20 protein-coding genes are annotated in these 19,196 nt (G+C 44.8%); 10 read left to right on the plus strand and 10 right to left on the minus strand.

Annotated elements, in window-relative coordinates:
- Positions 1–304 precede the first annotated feature (304 nt).
- Entirely contained in the window at positions 305–874 is a 570-nt protein-coding gene (locus tag BW928_RS06475; RefSeq protein ID WP_076555424.1) for a DUF4126 domain-containing protein, read from the minus strand.
- Between the two features lie 53 nt (positions 875–927).
- Positions 928–1,497 (minus strand): dCTP deaminase, encoded by a 570-nt coding sequence (dcd, locus tag BW928_RS06480; RefSeq protein WP_076555425.1) that lies wholly within the window; start codon positions 1,495–1,497, stop codon positions 928–930.
- 248 nt (positions 1,498–1,745) lie between these two features.
- On the opposite strand from dcd, the gene BW928_RS06485 reads away from it, so the two are divergent.
- Both BW928_RS06485 and BW928_RS06490 read left to right on the plus strand, forming a co-directional pair.
- Positions 1,746–3,560 carry a DUF294 nucleotidyltransferase-like domain-containing protein gene (locus BW928_RS06485; protein ID WP_076555426.1) on the plus strand — a complete coding sequence of 605 codons (1,815 nt, stop codon included), beginning with the start codon at positions 1,746–1,748 and terminating at the stop codon, positions 3,558–3,560.
- A gap of 24 nt (positions 3,561–3,584) precedes the next feature.
- Complete coding sequence (locus tag BW928_RS06490) at positions 3,585–4,196, plus strand: 3'-5' exonuclease (RefSeq protein WP_076555427.1); 612 nt, start codon at positions 3,585–3,587, stop codon at positions 4,194–4,196.
- Positions 4,197–4,243: 47 nt separating this feature from the next.
- On the opposite strand, the gene BW928_RS06495 is transcribed toward BW928_RS06490, so the two are convergent.
- The 3 genes from BW928_RS06495 to BW928_RS06505 are packed head-to-tail and all read right to left on the minus strand — an operon-like array spanning position 4,244 to position 6,612.
- The gene (locus BW928_RS06495) at positions 4,244–4,960 is read right to left on the minus strand and encodes an LrgB family protein (protein ID WP_076555428.1); all 717 of its coding nucleotides are present in this window, start codon (positions 4,958–4,960) and stop codon (positions 4,244–4,246) included.
- Positions 4,953–5,339 (minus strand): CidA/LrgA family protein, encoded by a 387-nt coding sequence (locus BW928_RS06500; protein WP_076555429.1) that lies wholly within the window; start codon positions 5,337–5,339, stop codon positions 4,953–4,955. Before BW928_RS06500 ends, BW928_RS06495 begins: the two co-directional genes overlap by 8 nt.
- 16 nt (positions 5,340–5,355) lie before the next feature.
- Positions 5,356–6,612, minus strand: coding sequence for an FAD-dependent monooxygenase (locus tag BW928_RS06505; RefSeq protein ID WP_076555447.1), 1,257 nt, complete (start codon positions 6,610–6,612; stop codon positions 5,356–5,358).
- A gap of 210 nt (positions 6,613–6,822) precedes the next feature.
- Here BW928_RS06505 and BW928_RS06510 point away from each other — a divergent pair, with 210 nt between their 5' ends.
- Entirely contained in the window at positions 6,823–8,001 is a 1,179-nt protein-coding gene (locus tag BW928_RS06510) for an MFS transporter (RefSeq protein ID WP_076555430.1), read from the plus strand.
- Between the two features lie 208 nt (positions 8,002–8,209).
- Here the strand turns inward: BW928_RS06510 and BW928_RS06520 are convergent, their stop codons facing one another.
- Entirely contained in the window at positions 8,210–10,246 is a 2,037-nt protein-coding gene (locus BW928_RS06520; protein WP_076555432.1) for a UvrD-helicase domain-containing protein, read from the minus strand.
- 255 nt (positions 10,247–10,501) lie between these two features.
- Here BW928_RS06520 and rsgA point away from each other — a divergent pair, with 255 nt between their 5' ends.
- The 6 genes from rsgA (at position 10,502) to argB (ending at position 14,499) form a co-directional block, all read left to right on the plus strand.
- Entirely contained in the window at positions 10,502–11,560 is a 1,059-nt protein-coding gene (gene rsgA / locus BW928_RS06530; RefSeq protein WP_076555448.1) for a ribosome small subunit-dependent GTPase A, read from the plus strand.
- A 116-nt stretch (positions 11,561–11,676) separates the two neighbouring features.
- Positions 11,677–12,090 (plus strand): rhodanese-like domain-containing protein, encoded by a 414-nt coding sequence (locus tag BW928_RS06535; protein ID WP_076555449.1) that lies wholly within the window; start codon positions 11,677–11,679, stop codon positions 12,088–12,090.
- A gap of 128 nt (positions 12,091–12,218) precedes the next feature.
- On the plus strand, positions 12,219–12,476 hold the full coding sequence (gene grxC, locus BW928_RS06540) for a glutaredoxin 3 (RefSeq protein WP_076555434.1): 258 nt from the start codon (positions 12,219–12,221) through the stop codon (positions 12,474–12,476).
- Positions 12,477–12,501: 25 nt separating this feature from the next.
- Positions 12,502–12,954, plus strand: coding sequence for a protein-export chaperone SecB (secB, locus tag BW928_RS06545; RefSeq protein ID WP_076555435.1), 453 nt, complete (start codon positions 12,502–12,504; stop codon positions 12,952–12,954).
- Between the two features lie 149 nt (positions 12,955–13,103).
- Entirely contained in the window at positions 13,104–13,568 is a 465-nt protein-coding gene (dut, locus tag BW928_RS06550; RefSeq protein ID WP_076555436.1) for a dUTP diphosphatase, read from the plus strand.
- Positions 13,569–13,608: 40 nt separating this feature from the next.
- Positions 13,609–14,499 carry an acetylglutamate kinase gene (gene argB, locus BW928_RS06555; RefSeq protein ID WP_076555437.1) on the plus strand — a complete coding sequence of 297 codons (891 nt, stop codon included), beginning with the start codon at positions 13,609–13,611 and terminating at the stop codon, positions 14,497–14,499.
- A 10-nt stretch (positions 14,500–14,509) separates the two neighbouring features.
- Here argB and BW928_RS06560 read toward each other — a convergent pair whose 3' ends face one another.
- The 3 genes from BW928_RS06560 to BW928_RS06570 all read right to left on the minus strand — a co-directional run bounded on the left by BW928_RS06560 (position 14,510) and on the right by BW928_RS06570 (position 16,743).
- On the minus strand, positions 14,510–15,214 hold the full coding sequence (locus tag BW928_RS06560) for a rhomboid family intramembrane serine protease (RefSeq protein WP_076555438.1): 705 nt from the start codon (positions 15,212–15,214) through the stop codon (positions 14,510–14,512).
- Between the two features lie 27 nt (positions 15,215–15,241).
- Positions 15,242–16,066, minus strand: a complete 825-nt coding sequence (locus BW928_RS06565; protein ID WP_076555439.1) for an ion transporter — start codon at positions 16,064–16,066, stop codon at positions 15,242–15,244.
- A gap of 131 nt (positions 16,067–16,197) precedes the next feature.
- Complete coding sequence (locus tag BW928_RS06570; protein WP_076555440.1) at positions 16,198–16,743, minus strand: NADPH-dependent FMN reductase; 546 nt, start codon at positions 16,741–16,743, stop codon at positions 16,198–16,200.
- Between the two features lie 211 nt (positions 16,744–16,954).
- Here BW928_RS06570 and BW928_RS06575 point away from each other — a divergent pair, with 211 nt between their 5' ends.
- Positions 16,955–17,821, plus strand: a complete 867-nt coding sequence (locus BW928_RS06575; protein WP_076555441.1) for a LysR family transcriptional regulator — start codon at positions 16,955–16,957, stop codon at positions 17,819–17,821.
- 78 nt (positions 17,822–17,899) lie between these two features.
- Here BW928_RS06575 and BW928_RS06580 read toward each other — a convergent pair whose 3' ends face one another.
- Positions 17,900–18,802, minus strand: a complete 903-nt coding sequence (locus BW928_RS06580) for an META domain-containing protein (RefSeq protein WP_076555442.1) — start codon at positions 18,800–18,802, stop codon at positions 17,900–17,902.
- Positions 18,803–19,196 lie beyond the last annotated feature (394 nt).

Below are 19,196 nucleotides of genomic sequence, written 5' to 3' on the forward strand. Positions count from 1 at the left end.
AAATCACAGAGGCTATCGTTACCATTTATCATCCATGATAAGTTGCCCAAAAACCAACTTTGTCATTATTTTGTTTATCAAGCCAATTTATGCCAGATGATTAATTATGCTCGTCAAGTCAATTGATACAAAGCAGGCTTAATTTGCCATAGTATATCTGCACTTACCAATCAAGCCAAATTAGCCAAAACCACATTATCAGCCAAACTGCCCCAAACATGGCAAAATTGCCTGATTCAAAATTATCCACACCCCCAATCTGGATACAAATAACCCTGTACAACTTTGGCTGCACAGGGCTTGATTATTTGGAAAATTGCCGCTTTAGGCGTACAAACAACCAAATCAGCAGCATAATGCCAAGTACCGCAATTATCATACCGATGATTGGAAAAACAATCGATACCGCCGATAAGCCAATTGCCGCCCCTGTCTCCACCATGCCGATGGCAGGATTAATCGTACCTGCCGTGCCTACTGTGGACACCGCCCTTGTTGCTGCCGAAGTTGTCTTGATGGCTGTTGCCGCACCGCCACCTGCCACTATCGCCAACGCCCAAGTTGTCGCAGGGCTAAAGTCCGCCAAAGTACTTGCCATCACCAGCGTACCTGCCACGCCTGCCAATGGCACAGCAATCGTATCAAGCAGATTATCCACCACAGGCACAAGATAGCTGATTGACTCAACCACACTGGCAACGCCCAAAATCACCACAGCCGACAAACTACCCAGCCACAGCCAAGTATCGTTGAGTGGTATTAGTCCAAAATAGGCCGCAAGCGACAAGGCAAACAGCGGTACAAACAGGCGAAATCCTGCACTTGCTGCCAGTCCCACGCCCAAACAGACACTCAAAATCATCTCTATGTTCATCAAACTTACCTTGTCATGATTGTTGGTTTTTTGTGATATGGTGATACCAAACGCTAGGCTTTTGGCAAGGTTACGCCCGTTTGTCCTTGATATTTACCGCCGCGATCTTTGTAGGAAGTTTCACAAACTTCATCACTTTGGAAAAATAACATCTGTGCCACGCCCTCGCCTGCATAAATGCGAGCGGGCAAATTGGTCGTGTTGCTAAACTCAAGCGTAACATGACCCTCCCATTCAGGCTCAAGCGGAGTTACATTGACAATAATACCACAGCGAGCATAGGTTGATTTGCCAAGACATATCGTCAGCACATCTCTTGGGATTTTAAAATATTCCACCGTGCGTGCCAGTGCAAAAGAATTGGGCGGAATGATGCACTCATCACCAACGATATCAATAAAACTGCGTTCATCAAAATTTTTTGGATCGACAATGGCTGAATGCACATTGGTAAATACTTTAAATTCATTGGCACAGCGAACATCATAGCCATAGCTTGAAGTGCCGTAACTGACCAATTTTTCGCCCTGCTGATTAAAGCGAACTTGATTGGGTTCAAAGGGGGCAATCATCTGGTGTTGATCTGCCATTTGACGAATCCAGCGATCTGATTTGATAGACATATTTGTCCTTTTGATTGGTTGCGATATTGGTTGGTTATTATAGTGTATTTGGCTGAAATTTTGTAGCAATAATCAATGCAACTGGATAATTTTACCACCAAGCAAACTTACCCATACTCGCTTTGGCTTGTTGCATTTGCCAAATTTGGCATAAATTTACCCAAATTCTGTCAAAATGCACACAGCCAACTTGTGAAATTGTACAAATCTGCTAATATAATACCATGGATTGACAAACAAGGATTTGCATGAACCGTTTTGATTTTAGCACCGCACCTTATAATGCTCTAACGCCCAAGCAACGCAACACACTGCAAGCTGCGACAGACATTGTATTTTTTGATGACAATGCCACCATCATCACCGCCCAAGACAGCATCGAGGCACTGTATATCGTCATCAAAGGCATGGTCAAAGAAATTGACGCCAACCAAGAGGTGCTGGCACTATATCACCCATCAGACAGTTTTGATACGCGAGCGTTGTTTGAGCAATCTTATCGCCACAGCTTTGTCGCTGTCGAACAAAGCCTGCTGTACGCCATACCCAAAGCAATCATTCGCCAGCTGATCGAAGAAAACAGCGATTTTGGGGCGTATTTTTTTGCCAACATTGCCGACAAGCTAAAAAACCAAGCAGACGGTCGCCGTGAGCATGAGTTGGCAGGATTATTCACCGCCAAAGTCCGCGATGCCTATCGCCCTTATGACAAGCTGCACAGTGGCACAATCAACCTGATAGAGGCTGCCAAAATCATGCAGCACAACAAATCCAAATCCCTGCTCATTGAGCATGAAGGCAAAATTGGGCTGGTAACAGAATCGCTATTTCGTGATGTCTTTATAAAAAATGCCGACACGCTCAACCCCTTTGATGCTGTGCATTTGTGGGCAAAATTTGACCTCATCAGCGTGGATATTCAGGATTTTATGTTCACCGCCTTATTAAAAATGATGCACCATCGCATTCAGCGTGTGGTCATCACCAAGCAAGCCAAGCCAGTTGGCGTGCTTGAGCAGGTTGATATTTTGGCATTTTTGTCCAATCACAGTCATCTGATTGCCGAAAAGCTAGAAGTCGCCACAAGCCTAGACGAACTTGCCGAAGTTGCCCTACAGATGAATCACACCATCTGGGCGTTGCATTCTGGCGGTATGCAAGCCAAGCAATTGTCTCAATTGATGCAGGTGCTAAATGGACGCTTATTTGAAAAAGCATGGCAGATGATCGCCCCTGACACAATCGTCCAAAACAGCTGCCTGCTTGTCATGGGGTCTGAGGGGCGTGGCGAACAAGTGCTAAAAACCGATCAGGACAATGCACTCATCGTCAAAGATAGCATTGACATTGCCAGCGTTCGCCCTTATGCCGATAAGTTATCAGCCACACTGGAGCGATTTGGTTATCCGCCTTGCATGGGCAAAATTATGGTGAATAATCCTGCGTGGTGTCAGCCTGTCAGCCAGTTTGAGCAGACCATTAGCCACTGGTGCAACAACCCAAGCCCTGACAATCTGATGAATCTGGCAATTTTTATGGACGCTCGTGCAATCAGTGGTGATGAGACGCTGCTTGATAGACTGCGTGGTTATTTGTATCAGCATTTGGACAGTGATGTTGGTATGCTGATGAATTTTGCCCGTGCAATCAATCAGTTTGACGAAGATGGTCGAGGGTTTTTTATGCAGATTTTGGGACAAAAAAAGCACAAGATGGACATCAAAAAAATGGGAACCTTCCCCGTGGTGCATGGTGTGCGTGCGTTGAGCCTGCAAGCAAAAATCAGCGAAATCAACACCTTTGAGCGGATTGCTCGCTTGGCACAACTAGGACTTATCGAAAAACAGCTAAGCCAAGATGTCAGTGAGGCATTGGCATATCTGATGAACACTCGCCTAAAAAATGGGCTGACCGCACTCAAGCACAACCAAGAGCTGACCCCCAACCAGATTGCCACCGAGCATTTATCAACCCTTGAAAGAGATCTCTTAAAAGACGCTCTGCAAGTTGTCAAACGCTTTAAAAATCATGTCAGCAGTCATTTTAACCTGCAATATACTTAAATAATTTTTATTAGGTCGCCTGCGATGATTCACAAGCTCATTCACCAACATTACTACCGCCGCCGTCTCAAAGACAAGCGTTATGATTTTTTGTACGAAAGCCACCCTGATGAGCTGGTGAGCTTTGATTGTGAAACCACAAGCCTAACGGTCAGCGAGGCACAGATTATCTCCATCGGTGCGGTAAAAATTCGCGGTAATCGCATCCTAACCAGTGATACTTTTGAGATTTTAATCAAACCTGATGGACTCATGCAGGCAACCAATGTTACCATTCATGGACTAAGACCAAAGGATCTAAGCAATGGCGTAACCATCGAGGCAGCACTTGAGCAGTTTTTGCATTTTGTTGGCGGTCGTCCGCTGGTTGGTTATTTTTTGGAATATGATGTGGCAATGGTGAATAAATTCTTAAAACCCATGCTGGGCATCAAATTACCTCAGCCACAGATTGAAATCTCTCGTCTATTTCATGCCCAAGAAACCAAGAATAAATATTATGACAGCTATGTGGATTTGACAATGGCTGGCATGGTCAAGGCACTTGATATTCCCGATCTACCACGCCATGATGCACTAAATGATGCCATCAATGTGGCAATGATGTATTTAGCCTTAAAACATCGAAAAATATAACTAATCAAAGCCCAAACCCAGCCACAATACAACCAAGATTGGCACAATCAAACCAGCCAAGGCACAATAATCGGTGCCAAAAAAGCCGTGATAATGCCGTTTAAAATCAGCCCCAAAGACGCATAAGCAACATATCTTGAGCCAAGTTGCATGGCTCTTACTGTACCCAATGCGTGCGATGCCGACCCCAGCGATAACCCCAAGCCCATTGGCAATCTCTGCCCAAAACGATGCAATATCCACACGCCCACCATCTGCCCTGACACGCCTGCAACCAAGACAGTTGATGCAGCAATCCCCACAACGCCGCCTAAGGTCTCTATCACCTCGATGGCAATTGGCATGGTAACAGACTTCACCGCTGCCGCCAGCACACTGTCATGACTGCCGCCCAAAAGACGCACCAAACCCACCCCTGTGATGATGCCAACACCGCTTGCAATGATTTGTGATACAATAATTGGCAACCACTGTGCACGAATTTTTTGCCACTGAATATACAGAGGCACGGCTAAACACACCACCACGGGCTGTAACCAAAAAGTCAAATAATTGCTCGCCTGCTCAAAACTCTGCCAGCTGATGCCCGTTGCCTTTAAAATAACAATCACGCCAATGGTCGTCAGCAGCGAAGGATTCAAAAGTGGCAGATTGCTGCGTTTTCTTAACCAAACTGCCAGTTCAAACACGCCAATCAGAATAAAAAGCAACAAAAATGGACTGCTGCTCAACGAATTATGCCACTGTAGCAACAGCTCATTCATAAAAACCACTCTTGGACACTTTGTCAGCCAGCTGGCGTTTTTGTAAACGACGCAACCACCCATAAGAATACGCTGACGACAGCAGCACCAACACCGTGCTGACAAATACACCGACCAACAGCACCCACAAATCATCACGGATAATTTGCAGATACTGCATGATAGAGATACAAGCAGGAATGACCAGCAGCACCAAATAGTCAAGCATTACCTTTGCCAGCTTTTCAACCGTTGATAACTTTACCAAGCCAAACTGCAATGCCAAAAATAACAAAAGCAGTCCAATGACGCTTGGTGGCAATGGCAAATTCGTCCATGCAATAAACACCTGCCCCACAAACAGGCAGGCAAAGATAACCAAAATCCCCTTTAATAACATAAATTTTCCGCCAATGTTAAGATTTTAGCCCCATGGCATAACTTGCCACCATCGGCTTAATTCCTGGGATTTTGTCAAATGCCAACAATCCAACATTGCGTGCAAAACGCATGATGGGGTTTGGGCTACAAAAACTGCCAATCACCGTATCACAAAATTTGATGACCCGCTGCTGGTCCTGCTTACGCATTTTTTCATAGCCTGCCAGACGATGATAATCACCAAAATCCACCGCACCACCCTGCTCTTGTTGTGCTGCCGCCAACAGATTGGCAAGCGTATAAGCATCTCTTAGGCACAGATTAAACCCTTGCCCTGCCACAGGGTGCAGCGTGTGGGCAGCATTGCCCATCAGCACAAACCGACCCGATACCTGACGATGTGCCAAAACCTTACGCAATGGATAAGCTCCTCGCTTGCCTGTTGCCACAAAGCGTCCTGCCACCCTGCCAAATACCGATTGCAATGTTGCCAAATAATATTCGTCATCATGCAAATACCGCTCCTGCTCCCCTTGCGGACAAATAAACACCACCGAGCGGCGATAACCCTGCGTCAAATCACTGCCACCATCACCCACACCGTCTGTCAATGGCAACACCGCCAGCGGCCCTGCAGGACTAAACCGCTCAATCGCTGTATGTGCATGCGGCTTATCCGTCTGCACCACGCCTACGATGCCCACTTGTTGATAATCATGGCTATCCACGCCGATATGCAAAAGCTGCCGAATGGGCGAATGCTGACCATCGCACGCCACCACCAAAGCCGCCTGCAAAGTACGCTGCTGGTCTGTGCCAAACTGCACAACAACGCTGGCACTGTCTGCGTCCTGATAAGCCTCAATCACAGTGGCATCATCATAAAGCTCAATCAACGGATTGTCATAAACCGCCAACAACAACTGCCTGCCCAAGTGAGCATTTTCGATCACCTGACCAAAACTTTCCACACCCTCTTCGTCTTTATTGAGTGTTGCTCGACCAAAGCTATCAAGCTCACTGATTTGCACACAATCAATGCGACAAGCATGACTCTGAAGCCGTTGCCACAGACCGATTTCTTGGTAAATTTGCACCGTCCGCCGAGATAATGCAGTGTTGCGACTGTCCAGATAATACACGCGTGCAACATCATCGTCAGGCTCAATTTTGGGATATTTATACTGCTCAATCAGTGTGCTTTTGATACCATGGTGAGCCAATAATAAAGCAAAAGACAAGCCCACATTGCCGCCGCCGATTATCAAAACCGAATCCAACCGTTGTGTCATAGCTGTTTTCCAAGCGTCTATCATAAAGGCAATATTGTAGCATTTTTGGTGGTTTTTGGGCAATGTCATCTCTGACAAATCACCATCAGCACGCACGCCACTTTGGTTTTTTATCAACAAATCAAGCAAGCCTAGAGCTTTCATCACACAAAAACCACCAAACGCCGCAGAGTATGATAAAATAAAACAATATTCCAATCCAAACCCACTATGACAACCTATACCGCCAATCCACCGCCTACCATCAGCGAAAAACTTGCCATCGCCGTCATTGGTTTTTTTGCATTTTTGCAAGTATATTCAGTGCAGGCGATTTTGCCTGTGCTGATGAGTGATTTATCCGCAAGCGAAGTACAAGCTGGCATGGCAGTTGGGGCAACTGTACTTGCCATCGCCATCATTTCGCCATTTATGGGCATGATATCTGATGCCTATGGACGCAAATCGCTAATTGTTGCATCACTGCTGGCACTTGCCCTACCGACTGCATTGATTGGCATGGCAGATAGCATTAATCAGTTGATTTTATGGAGGTTTTTGCAAGGAATTAGCATTCCAGGCATCACCGTTGTGCTGATTGCCTACATCAGCGAAGAGTATCAAGACCACCTACCAGCGATGATGTCGCTCTATGTTGCCGCAACGGTACTGGGTGGTTTTGCTGGGCGATTTTTTGCAGGGCATTTTGACAATCTTATCGGCTGGCAATCAGGCTATCTGTTGATGGCAACGGCGACAGTACTTGGAGCAATCTGGGTGCATAAAACACTCCCTGCCTCCAAAAAATTTGTCATTAGCGAAAATTTCCAAGCTGCCTTTGCCACTTTATTTGCCCATGCCAAAAACCCCCATGTTATCAGCAGCGGTCTGCTTGGTGCTTGCGTGCTGTTTAGCTTGGTTGGTTGCTTTAGTTTTGTGAATTTGTATTTGGCAGATGCACCGTATTATCTGGGCACAAGCAGCCTTGCGAATATTTTTGCCATTTATTTGATTGGCATGATAATCACGCCATTGTCAGCACGCGTGGTGGTTTATTTTGGTATGATTACAACCATCTGTCTGGCGGTTGTTGTGTCTATGATTGGCTTGTTGCTTACTTTGCTTGAGCCATTATATGTTATCATCATCGGCTTAACTTTAATGTCATCAGGCGTGTTCATCACCCAATCAGCAACCATCAGTTATTTGACCAGCCATGTCAGCCATGGGCGTTCATTGGCATCGGGTTTGTATTATATGAGCTACTATGGTGGTGGGTTTTTTGGTGCATGGGCGTGTGCCATCGCCTACGCCCAAGGTCAGTGGCCTGCGGTGGTTGGGCTGATTATTACGGTGCAGCTGGTTGCTTTGGCGGTGGTGCTTGGGTTTATGAAAGCCAAGCGTTGCTAGCTTAGCACAGCCAATCGCAAGATATTTGGCAAAACACCCCCAATCATCACCACCAACCAAAAAAGCCCACCCGATTGGCTTATCGCTTCTTTGCCATAATTGTCAAATATCACACACTTAGCATAAAAACACACGCAATTTGATGAATTATAATAAATATAATTATTAAAAAATACCAAAAATTTAGCCATCAAGGCACCGTTACCACTTAGCCCTTTTTGGCAGCAAGCATTGCTTGGATATTGCTTAGATAATCATTTGCCACTTGCTTGGGGTCTTTTTGTGCAGCCATTCCTTTGTGGAATGGGTAGTTGATATGCTCAATCGGCAACTCGTCCAAAAACCGTGAAGGCGAGACCGTTTTATAATCGCTGCCAGAACGCCGTTGTTTGGCAAGCAGCAAAGTCAGCTCCACTTTTGCACGCGTGATACCCACATACATCAGGCGGCGTTCTTCTTCGATATTATCGGTCAAGATGGCATTATGATGCGGTAAAATATTCTCTTCACAACCGATGATATAAACATAATCAAACTCCAAGCCTTTGGCTGCGTGCAGCGTCATCAGATTTACCTTGTTGGTATTTTCCTCCTCCTGCTGTTGCTCTAGCATATCCAGCAGCACCAATTTACGAATCACCGCATCGATGGTTTTGTCATCGTCATCTTCGGCACGGTTAATCAGTGAGCTGATGCTTGAATACAGCATTTCGATATTATCAAGTCGCCCTTTTTCTTGCTGGGGATTTTTGGAATCTTCTTTGATATAATCAATATATCCCGTCTCCACAATCATTTGTCGCACCAGTGGCATCGGGTCGCTGTTGTCGTACAAATCTTGGGTATAACGATCGATAAATTCACCAAAATCCTGCAGGGTGTTACCCGCCTTATTACCCACAGCCGCTCGCAATCCTGAATGCGTACACGCCGCCAGCAGCGAAGTGCCACATTCTTGGGCAAACAGTCCCAGCTTTTCAAGCGTTGCCGAACCCATGCCACGCTTGGGGGTATTAATGACTCGCAAAAATGCCGCATCATCATCTGGATTGATGATAATGCGTAGATAGCCCATCACATCTTTGATTTCGGTGCGTGCAAAAAACGAAGTGCCGCCTGACATTTTGTAGGGAATCTCAAGCTGACGCAATTGTGCCTCCAGCGAGCGTGCCTGAAAGTTGCTGCGATATAGCACAGCATATTTATCCCAAGTATTGCCATGCCTTAATCGGTGCGTCAATATCTCTTTGGCAACCCGCTCTGCTTCATCAAAATCATTAGCACAGGTAATCACCCGAATTGGCTCGCCATGACCCTTATCCGACCATAATGCCTTGTCAAAAATATGCTGATTGTTGGCAATGACAGCATTGGCAGCACTTAAGATACGGTTGGTTGAGCGGTAATTTTGCTCAAGTTTTACCACTGTTAGCGTTGGAAAATCCTGCTTAAGCAGTGCCATATTTTCAGGTTTTGCTCCACGCCAAGTGTAGATTGATTGGTCGTCATCGCCCACCACCGTAAAGCGTGCGGTTACCCCAACCAGCAGTTTAATCAGTTCATATTGAGCGGTATTGGTATCTTGATATTCATCAACCAACAAATAACGAATGCGATTTTGCCACTTATCACGCACTTCACGATTTTCACGCAAAATTTTCACAGGCATCACAATCAAATCATCAAAATCCACCGCATTATACGCTCGCAGATTGCGTTCATACATGGCGTACAAATGGGCAAATAACAAATCCTCAGGATCGTCCAGTGTCTCGGCGGCAGCCTCTGGCTCAACCAAATCATTTTTCCAGTCCGAAATCATTTTGATTGCTTTGGCGACCAACTCTCGACTCTCAGCACCGCTCATATTATCCCGCATCATCAGCTCCATCAAGAGCCTTTTGCAGTCATCGGCATCCAAAATAGAAAAATTGGGTTTTAATGGGGTGTTTTTTAGCTCAAATCGCAAAAACTGCAAGCCAAATTGGTGAAAGGTAGACACTGTCAAGCCACGAGATTTCTCGCTGGGAATAAGTTTTTGGACGCGTGCTTTCATCTCACGAGCCGCCTTATTGGTAAAGGTCATTGCCGTGATACGCTCCGCTGGGATATGGCACGCCTGAATCAAATGGGCGATTTTTTGGGTGATTACCGAAGTCTTGCCAGAGCCTGCCCCAGCCAGTACCAAAAGCGGCCCTTGTGTGTGAATCATTGCTTCATGCTGTCGTGGATTAAGTTGGCTCATGCTGACCTTTTTAATTATTTAAAAATAAAATTTAATAAAAACACCAAGTTATCACTGGGCAATCAAAGCTCTTATTATAAAAGATTTATGCAGTTTCACCAAATCAATTCTGCTATTTTTATCAAAGCTATAAATATTATTCTCCTAATAATTTTATCAGCAATCAATTTATCACACGCCCAAGCCAAAGGATAAATTTGCCGTCTTGGGATTTTTATGCTAAAGTTAGTTGAACCATCACCATAATTAATGAATATGTCGCTCATTCGTCGCCGCAAACTCACCCAACGCCAGACTCGTCAAATTCAGCAAAATCAGCACAAAGACCACAATGATGGCACACTTGCCACAGGGGTGATTGTCTCGCATTTTGGCAAGCAGCTTGATGTGCAAATCACCGCCCTGCCCAGCATCTTGCCAGAGCATGACTCAGATGAGCAATTGCTGACACTTGGGGCAATTTGGCGATGTCATGCACGCACCAATCTGCCCATGCTTGCTTGTGCTGATACTGTGCAATTTAGTCTGGATTTATCCAGTGGACTGGGACGCATTGAGCGACTTTTGCCCAGAACAACGCTCATCACGCGTCCTGATCGCTATCATAAAGTCAAGCCTGTGGCAGCCAATGTTGATACACTGGTTATTGTTTTTGCCCCCTTGCCAAAACCTGCGGTAAATTTAATCGATCGCTATCTGCTTATCGCCAAACTTGCAGGCGTAAAGCCGCTGCTGCTTTTAAACAAGGCTGATTTGCTATCAGAGCACCCAGAAGTCGCCAACATCGCTTGCGATTACCAAAAACTTGGTGAGCAGTGTGGTTTTTCGCTCATTAGCACTTCTTTGGTTGATGATACAGGTGTTGATAAGCTGTCGGCACATATTGATGGCAAACTTAGCATTTTTGCAGGGCAGTCGGGCGTTGGCAAATCCAGTCTTATCAACAAACTGCTGCCAAATGCCAATCAAGCAACCAATCAGATTTCTACCAATTCACAACTGGGTCAGCATACCACCACCACCAGCCGCCTGCTTGCCTACAACAACCACAAGCTGCATCAAGGCGGTATTATTGACACACCCGGCATTCGTGAGTATGGGATTTGGCATTTGTCCGCTGATGATATTTTGACAGGATTTGATGAGCTGCGTCCACTGGCAGACGATTGTCAATTTCGTGATTGTAGCCACCATGCCAATGCCAAAGGCTGTGCCATGTGGGCGGCGGCAAATCGTGGTGAAGTACTGCCTCGCCGCATTGAGAGCTTGATTGGCTTGATTGACGAAGCCAAAAACGGTGCGGCAAGCAAATAGCCACAAGCCTTTTGCAGAAACTGGTGCAATTGTTGCAATTTTTGGCTATAATAACTGTCTTTATTTATAGCAAATAATCGGTTTTACCCTTATCAACACAACACATGGAGTTTATTTTGGAACGCTGGTTTGAATTTATGGGCAACCACCCTGTATTGTTTGGGCTGTTGGCAGTGCTTATCATTGCTTTTTTTGCCATCGAGGGCAAACGCAGTGGTCGCAAGGTCTCACCCAATGAACTTGGGTTGTTGGTAAATAACCAAAACGCTCGCATTATTGATATTCGTGCCGCCAACAAATTTGCCGCAGGTCATATCACAGGCAGCCAAAATATCCCTTTTGGCGAGCTAAAAAATCGCCTAACCGAGTTGCAGGCAATTCAAGTGCCTGTGATTATCGTTTGTGATATTGGCATGCAAGCGGGTGCTGCTGTACAGCTTATCAATCGCCCAAACTTCATGCGTCTGGCAGGCGGCATTCAGGGTTATCAAGCGGCAGGTTTACCATTGGTCGGTGCCAAGAAAAAATAATCCATACGCCTTTTATGCACCCAAGGCGAGTCTGGCTTGAAATTTGCCGTCTTGTCCCCATACTAATTAATACACCAAATTCATGCAAGAGTTCATGAATTGGCATTGTAAATAAATTTGGATTTTTTATGAAAACTGTAACCATCTACACCACCGCCACCTGCCCTTATTGCATTGCTGCCAAGCAGCTGCTTAACAGCAAATCGGTTGCGTTTGATGAGATTGATTTTCGTGGACTAACAGATGACGAACGCCAGCAGTTATCAGACAAAACAAAAGGCTATCGCACTGTACCACAGATTTTTATTGGTGATGAGTTCGTTGGTGGTTTTGACCAACTCAATGCCTTAAACAACGCAGGCAAACTTGATCAGTTGCTTGCTTAACCATTTTTAATTTAAGGAAAATATTATGTCAGATGAACTAAATCAACCACAATTGGGGCTTGAGCGTATCTACACCAAAGACATTTCATTTGAAGTGCCAAACACCGAAGTATTTACCAAGCCATGGCAGCCAGAAACCGATGTTACAGTCGCAACCAGCGTCAATGATCTTGATGAAGATTATAAAGAAGTGGTGCTAAATGTCAGCGTTACTGCAAAACTTGACAACAGCGTTGCGTTCATCGCCGAAGTACAGCAGGCAGGCATTTTCTTACTAAAAAATATCCCAGAGGCTGATTTGCCACACCTGCTACAAGCCTACTGCCCAAATATTTTATTCCCTTATGCACGCGAGGCCATCAGCGACATCGTAACTCGTGGCAGTTTCCCACAGCTTTTGCTTGCCCCTGTGAATTTTGAACAGGCATTCTTACAAAGCCAGTTGGCAAACGAAGACGCAGACAACGCTGATGCCTAAAATCACAAAAGCTCGATACCCATCGGGCTTTTTTATTGCAGCCATTTGACAAATAGTGATAAATAAATGCCGCACGCAAGTAATGCTTGCATAAATTGCACAATAATGCTAATTTTAGCATACTGTATTTTGTTAATTTTGAGCAATCCATGAAAAATGTACAACTAAAAATCCTTAACCCAAAAATTGGCACAGACCCTGCCTTCCCTCTACCCACTCGTGCCACCGATGGCTCAGCAGGCATTGATTTACGTGCGTGCATCGATGCACCGATAACCATCAAAGCAGGCGAGACCAAGCTGATTGGCACAGGCATCGCCATTTATATCAATGATCCAAATTTTGCAGGAATCATTTTGCCACGCTCTGGACTTGGTCATAAACACGGCATCGTCTTGGGCAATTTGGTTGGGCTGATTGACGCTGATTACCAAGGCGAGCTGATGGTCTCGCTATGGAATCGCAGCAATGAGGACTTTGTACTAAACCCTGCTGAACGCATGGCACAGTATGTCATCACACCAATAGTGCGTCCAGAATTTGTCGTTGTTGATGAATTTAGCGACACCAGCGAGCGTGGTGCGGGCGGCTTTGGCTCATCAGGTCGCAACTAACACATCGGGCTTAATCATCACCATCATACAAGGAGATATCATGTCGCTTAGCTTAGCAGATGCCAAACTCACCGCTGAAGTCATCACCACCGCCCTGCCCTATATCCAAAAATACAAGGACAAGGTCATCGTCATCAAATACGGTGGCAACGCCATGACTGACCCCGAGCTTGAGAGTTCTTTTGCCCGTGATATTGTACTGCTAAAAACAGTCGGCATTCACCCTGTGGTGGTGCATGGTGGCGGCCCACAAGTTGACAATCTGCTTCATGAGCTAGGTCGCCAGAGTCAGAGAATTGATGGCATGCGTGTTACTGACAAAGCAACCATGGAAATTGTTGAGATGGTGCTGGGCGGACAGGTCAATAAATCCATCGTCAGCCTTATCAACAAGCATGGTGGCAAGGCGATTGGCTTGACAGGCAAAGATGCCAATCTTATCCGTGCCAAAAAACTTTTGGTACAAAAAACCAATGCTGACAATCAGCCAGAGGTGGTTGATTTGGGCTTTGTTGGCGAGGTAGAATCGGTCAATAAATCAGTGATTGATATGCTAATCCAGAGCGACTTTATCCCTGTGATTGCACCGCTTGGCGTTGATAAACAAGGCAATACTTATAATATCAATGCTGATTTGGTTGCCAGTCGTGTTGCAGAATTTTTGGGCGTTGAACGATTATTACTACTGACCAATATTAAAGGCGTGCTTGACAAAGAAGGCAATGTCCTAAATCAGCTTCGCACCCAAGATGTTGATGCACTGATTGCAGATGGTACAATTAGCGGTGGCATGATTCCAAAAATATCAGGTGCATTGGATGCCGTAAAAGCAGGTCTAGGCAGTGCAACCATCGTTGATGGCAGAGTGCCACATGCTTGTTTGCTGGAGATTTTTACCGAAGAAGGTGTCGGCACCCAAATTGTCCGCTAGACAAGTTTTCTTATGACAACAATGCATTCCAAGTAGCCATCTGCCAAGCATAAATGCTCACCAACACCACAGCAGAAATCACCCACGGCAACCATTGATGCTTGGCAAGGCGATGAAGCAGTGTATACAACACCCCCGCCGTTACACCAACCAAACTGCCACCAATATGCCCTGCATTACTAATGCCATCAACAGCAAATCCCATCAGCAGATTTATCGCCATCGTAATGGCAAGCCCTTTGGTATTTAGCACATAGCCAACAGGTGTTTTGCACATAGCCAAGATTAACAAAAATGCCCCAATGCCCATAATGCCACCCGATGCACCTGCCGTCAGTGTTGGCATTTTGCCCAGCTGCCACATTTGCCACGCCTCATAATTGACCAACAGACTGCCGCCCATCACCGACAACAAAAACAAGCCAAGCAATCGCAAACCGCCCAAAATCATCTCGGCTGCTTGCCCCAAATAATACATGGCAAAGCTATTAAACAACAGATGCAAAATCCCAATGTGCAAAAAACCACTGCTGACAAGTCGCCACGGCTCATGCAAGGTCGCTGGCAAAAAATTCGCCCCAAAACGCAGCAAATCCGCCATGCTTGGATCATCAATCCGAACACCAAGCAGGCTTTGTATCACCATAACCAACACAAAGCCTGCTATCAGCAACAAAGTAACTGGTGCGGCTTGCCACAGCATCTTGATATTCACTTTTGATTATCCAATAATTAATTTTAGCTAAATATGCAAATCATGCCCGCACCGATCACAAAATTGTGCATTGGTTGCATGGCCAAACTTGCCACAATTCGGGCAGGAAATGGGCTGTAGTTGTGGTCGCATGGTGCGAGTAAGCTCGGCAGTAAAAATCCCTGTCGGCACAGCGATGATTGCATAACCTGTAATCATCACCATGCTTGCTATCGCCTGACCCAGTGGCGTTTTTGGGGAAATATCGCCATAGCCGACTGTTGTTAGCGTTACCACTGCCCAATAAATCGACAAAGGAATGCTGGTAAAGCCATTTTCAGGCCCTTCGATGACATACAGCACCGAACCAAAAATCGTTACAAGCAGTAGCAGTGATAAGAAAAATACCGTAATCTTATGCTGACTGGTCTTAAAGGCGGCTGCCAAAAATCCTGCTTGCTGCATATAAGATTTTAGGCGAAATACACGAAAAATCCGCAAAATTCGCAACACACGCACCACCAACAGATACTGCGTACCAGCAAAAATTAGGCTTAGGTAGCTTGGCAATACCGCAAGCAAATCCACCATACCAAAAAAACTTGTCGCATAACGGCGGCGGTTTGGCGATGAATAAACTCTTAAGATATACTCAATAGTAAATAAAACAGTAAAAAACCATTCGGCAATAAAAAACAACCGCCCATACTGCAATCGCAGGTACAGCACGCTATCAAGCATCACCACCAAGACGCTTGCGATAATTGCCATTAAAATCAGCACATCGAACAATTTACCTGCTGGAGTGTCTGTGCCTTCGATGATGATGTGTATTTTTTCTTTTAAGGAAAGCTGATGAGAATGATGTGGCATAAACCAAAATCAGTGGATGAAATTTAGCATATTTTAGCCGAAAATTCACCAAATGAACAGTCTGCGTTGTAATTAAAAAACCACCTGCTTGCAGATGGTTTTTAAGATAACTATATAATTAAATAAATAGTTTAGAATTTTTCAATAAATTCTGCAAAAGCATTGGCAAAACCCTGCAAAGTTGCCTTGCCTTTTTCTGATACCAGTTCGCCTTGTTCGTTAAACGCCCCTGCAAAAATATCACCAACATTGGCTGCAAATGGCAGTGTTGGCATATTCAACGCAGGACCCGTTGCCAATGTACGCAGCTGATCGGTTACTCGTGGGCTGGCACCCGCATTCACGCTCATCAATGCCAAAGGCTTGCCCGTCCATGCACTCTGCCCCATTGGGCGTGAACCGATATCAATGGCATTTTTTAGCATCGCTGACGCTCCGCCATTATGCTCAGGGCTAATCCAAAGCACCGCATCCGCTGCCTTGATCGCCGCACGAAATTCATCATAAGCAGGCACGCTTTTGGTATCCAAATCACGATCATAAAGTGGCAGATGGGCGATTGGTACGATGGTGAATTGCAGCGATTGCGGAGCAACCGTTTGTAAATAATCAAAAGCCCAGCGATTGACAGAATTCTGACTGGCACTACCAATGAGTACCGCGACTTGCTTGGTCATGTTTTTCTCCGATAGATTTTAACAATGGTGGTTTTTGGTTTTGCCCATTATGCCAACAAACCATACAAACCACAAGCGGATTTTGGCAAAATAATTTTGCAAATTTGCAAAGATAAGCTGTCATTTATTAAACAGCTCAAACAAAAACCCCTTAAAAATTGCTTTTATTAAGAAAAATCGCTACACTTGTATAAATTTTTGGATAGCTATTATGAATCAGCCCAGTTTAGATGATATTCGCTTATTTGTTTCGGTGGTGCAAGCAGGCAGCCTAAGCCAAGCTGCACAATTGACTGGCGTTGATGTTTCTCGGCTTAGTAGACGGCTTACCCAACTAGAAAATGCACTTGGCACACAACTCATCAATCGTGGCAAAAAAGGCATCAGCACCAATGAGCTTGGTGAGCAATTCTTTATCCATGCGATTAAAATGCTCCAAGAAGCAGATACCGCCATTGACAGTATTCGCAAAGGTTTGGCTCGCCCTGCTGGCTTGTTGCGTATCTCGATTGCCACCGACATCGCCCATCAATACCTGCTGCCAGTGCTTGATGACTATTTGGTAAGCCACCCAGATGTTAGAATTGAATTAAATCTAAATCAAGAAAAAATTAATATAATCCAAGACGGTATAGACATCGCCATTCGCGTTGGTGCGATCAATAATGACAATGCCGTTGCTCGCGTTTGGCAAATGGTAGAATTTGGCATCTATGCCACAGCGGACTATCTGGCATCTCATGGCACGCCACAAACACCCGATGAACTGCACCAGCACAAAATCATCGCCCAAACAATGAGTCTGCCTTGGCACTTTCAAAAAGGGCTACAGAGCATCAGCATCACCCCTGACAGTTATTTTGGTTGTAATGATTTTACCATCACCGACCAGATGATTGTCAATGGTCTAGGTATCGGCAAGATGAACAAAAAATCTGCAGCTTGCCACCCAAACCTTGTCGCTGTATTGACAGATTGGCACATCGCAACACAGCCCGTCTCTTTGGTTTATTATAAAAATCGTGGAACAACCCCTGTGATACAAAGTTTTATTCATTGGCTATTAAACAAAACTTAAAACAATCCAAATAAAAAGCTGCCAATTGGCAGCTAATTTTATAAACAAAACACATAACGGCAAACTTAGAAAGCGGCATTATTGAGCATTGATAATTTCACTTTCGACAATGCTGTCAAAAACATAGTATGGATTTTCTTTACCATCTGGGTTATTGTAGGCATTTAGGCGGATGATTTGTCGCACATTGCCCTGATGGTTAAAACCGTGTATCTTGCCATAAAAAGTTCGCCAAGCTCCAGCACCCACCTTAATACCTTCGGCATTATAATTCACCTTGCGTATTTTGAGGCACATTTTATCGCCACCTGTGGTATCCACACAATTGACCGTTTCTGGATCAATTTCCCAGTACAGACGCACAGGCTCACCAAAGCGGATATTGTTTTTTAATACGCCTTGCCAAATCAGCACCTCAACCCCTTTTTGCTGCACCAAAGTTGCGGTTTGCTCATCAGGATTATTGGCAAATCTTAGGCGAGACTGGGCTAATGCATTGGTAAATTTATCCTCAATTTGATTTAATGTAAGCTGACCATTATTGGCATTGTTGCAACTCATCATTGTTGCACCGATGGAATTTAGCGAAATAACACCCTCATTAAGTTGATAGCTGCTGCGATAATTATTACAACCCAAACTATATGAAACCAAATTGTCGCCAAAATTCATTGTCGCCGACCGCTTGGCAATGATCGACTCATAACGCTCAATTGGTGCACCCTGCATCTGTGCCGACACCAAAACCCAGTCGTACTTTGCTAATTCAGCAGAATTTGCTGGTTGGTATTTATCAGCAACATCATCAAAATTTTTTAGCTTTGGTTCATTTTCCTGTTTGTTTTTTTGAACCTTAATATCATACACCGCCCCATTGACCGCATCGCCGACCTTATAACAGCCACCCAGCAAAGCAGTTGCCGTCAAAACGGTTGCAAAAAATATGATCGATGGTGAAAATGTCAAGGCTCGGGTTTTCATGTTTGTCTTGCCGATTGGTGAAATGTCTGTGTATCAACCGCACCCACTGGTGCAATACTAAGAATGGGCAGTTAACGGTTGTTCTGTTTTTATTGTATCATTTTTAATGAATCAATTGTAGCAATAACTCCATATTTTTTGTAATACTTATTAGCAAAGTTGTAGCGTTTTGTAAATTTGACAAACCAATCCAAACTATTATATATGATTAAATACAAGTTTAATTATATAATAAAGTTATTGCACCATATCAGCATAAAAATAAACTCTTTTCTTATGGCAATAAAAAACCCCTGAATTGAACCGCACCCCAAAAGTTAGACATTCCACTACTAACTCTTGGGGTGCTTTCTATGGCAAAATACACACTTGATTTCAAGCTGTCTGTGATGGC

Source organism: Moraxella cuniculi DSM 21768 (assembly GCF_900156515.1).
Taxonomy (GTDB): domain Bacteria; phylum Pseudomonadota; class Gammaproteobacteria; order Pseudomonadales; family Moraxellaceae; genus Moraxella; species Moraxella cuniculi.

What these genes read in the sequence shown, in the direction of transcription:
- BW928_RS06475 (WP_076555424.1), bottom strand. Translation starts at nt 874, where the DNA reads ATGAACATAGAGATGATTTTGAGTGTCTGTTTGGGCGTGGGACTGGCA.
- dcd (WP_076555425.1), bottom strand. Translation starts at nt 1,497, where the DNA reads ATGTCTATCAAATCAGATCGCTGGATTCGTCAAATGGCAGATCAACAC.
- BW928_RS06485 (WP_076555426.1), top strand. Translation starts at nt 1,746, where the DNA reads ATGAACCGTTTTGATTTTAGCACCGCACCTTATAATGCTCTAACGCCC.
- BW928_RS06490 (WP_076555427.1), top strand. Translation starts at nt 3,585, where the DNA reads ATGATTCACAAGCTCATTCACCAACATTACTACCGCCGCCGTCTCAAA.
- BW928_RS06495 (WP_076555428.1), bottom strand. Translation starts at nt 4,960, where the DNA reads ATGAATGAGCTGTTGCTACAGTGGCATAATTCGTTGAGCAGCAGTCCA.
- BW928_RS06500 (WP_076555429.1), bottom strand. Translation starts at nt 5,339, where the DNA reads ATGTTATTAAAGGGGATTTTGGTTATCTTTGCCTGCCTGTTTGTGGGG.
- BW928_RS06505 (WP_076555447.1), bottom strand. Translation starts at nt 6,612, where the DNA reads ATGACACAACGGTTGGATTCGGTTTTGATAATCGGCGGCGGCAATGTG.
- BW928_RS06510 (WP_076555430.1), top strand. Translation starts at nt 6,823, where the DNA reads ATGACAACCTATACCGCCAATCCACCGCCTACCATCAGCGAAAAACTT.
- BW928_RS06520 (WP_076555432.1), bottom strand. Translation starts at nt 10,246, where the DNA reads ATGAGCCAACTTAATCCACGACAGCATGAAGCAATGATTCACACACAA.
- rsgA (WP_076555448.1), top strand. Translation starts at nt 10,502, where the DNA reads ATGTCGCTCATTCGTCGCCGCAAACTCACCCAACGCCAGACTCGTCAA.
- grxC (WP_076555434.1), top strand. Translation starts at nt 12,219, where the DNA reads ATGAAAACTGTAACCATCTACACCACCGCCACCTGCCCTTATTGCATT.
- secB (WP_076555435.1), top strand. Translation starts at nt 12,502, where the DNA reads ATGTCAGATGAACTAAATCAACCACAATTGGGGCTTGAGCGTATCTAC.
- dut (WP_076555436.1), top strand. Translation starts at nt 13,104, where the DNA reads ATGAAAAATGTACAACTAAAAATCCTTAACCCAAAAATTGGCACAGAC.
- argB (WP_076555437.1), top strand. Translation starts at nt 13,609, where the DNA reads ATGTCGCTTAGCTTAGCAGATGCCAAACTCACCGCTGAAGTCATCACC.
- BW928_RS06565 (WP_076555439.1), bottom strand. Translation starts at nt 16,066, where the DNA reads ATGCCACATCATTCTCATCAGCTTTCCTTAAAAGAAAAAATACACATC.
- BW928_RS06570 (WP_076555440.1), bottom strand. Translation starts at nt 16,743, where the DNA reads ATGACCAAGCAAGTCGCGGTACTCATTGGTAGTGCCAGTCAGAATTCT.
- BW928_RS06575 (WP_076555441.1), top strand. Translation starts at nt 16,955, where the DNA reads ATGAATCAGCCCAGTTTAGATGATATTCGCTTATTTGTTTCGGTGGTG.
- BW928_RS06580 (WP_076555442.1), bottom strand. Translation starts at nt 18,802, where the DNA reads ATGAAAACCCGAGCCTTGACATTTTCACCATCGATCATATTTTTTGCA.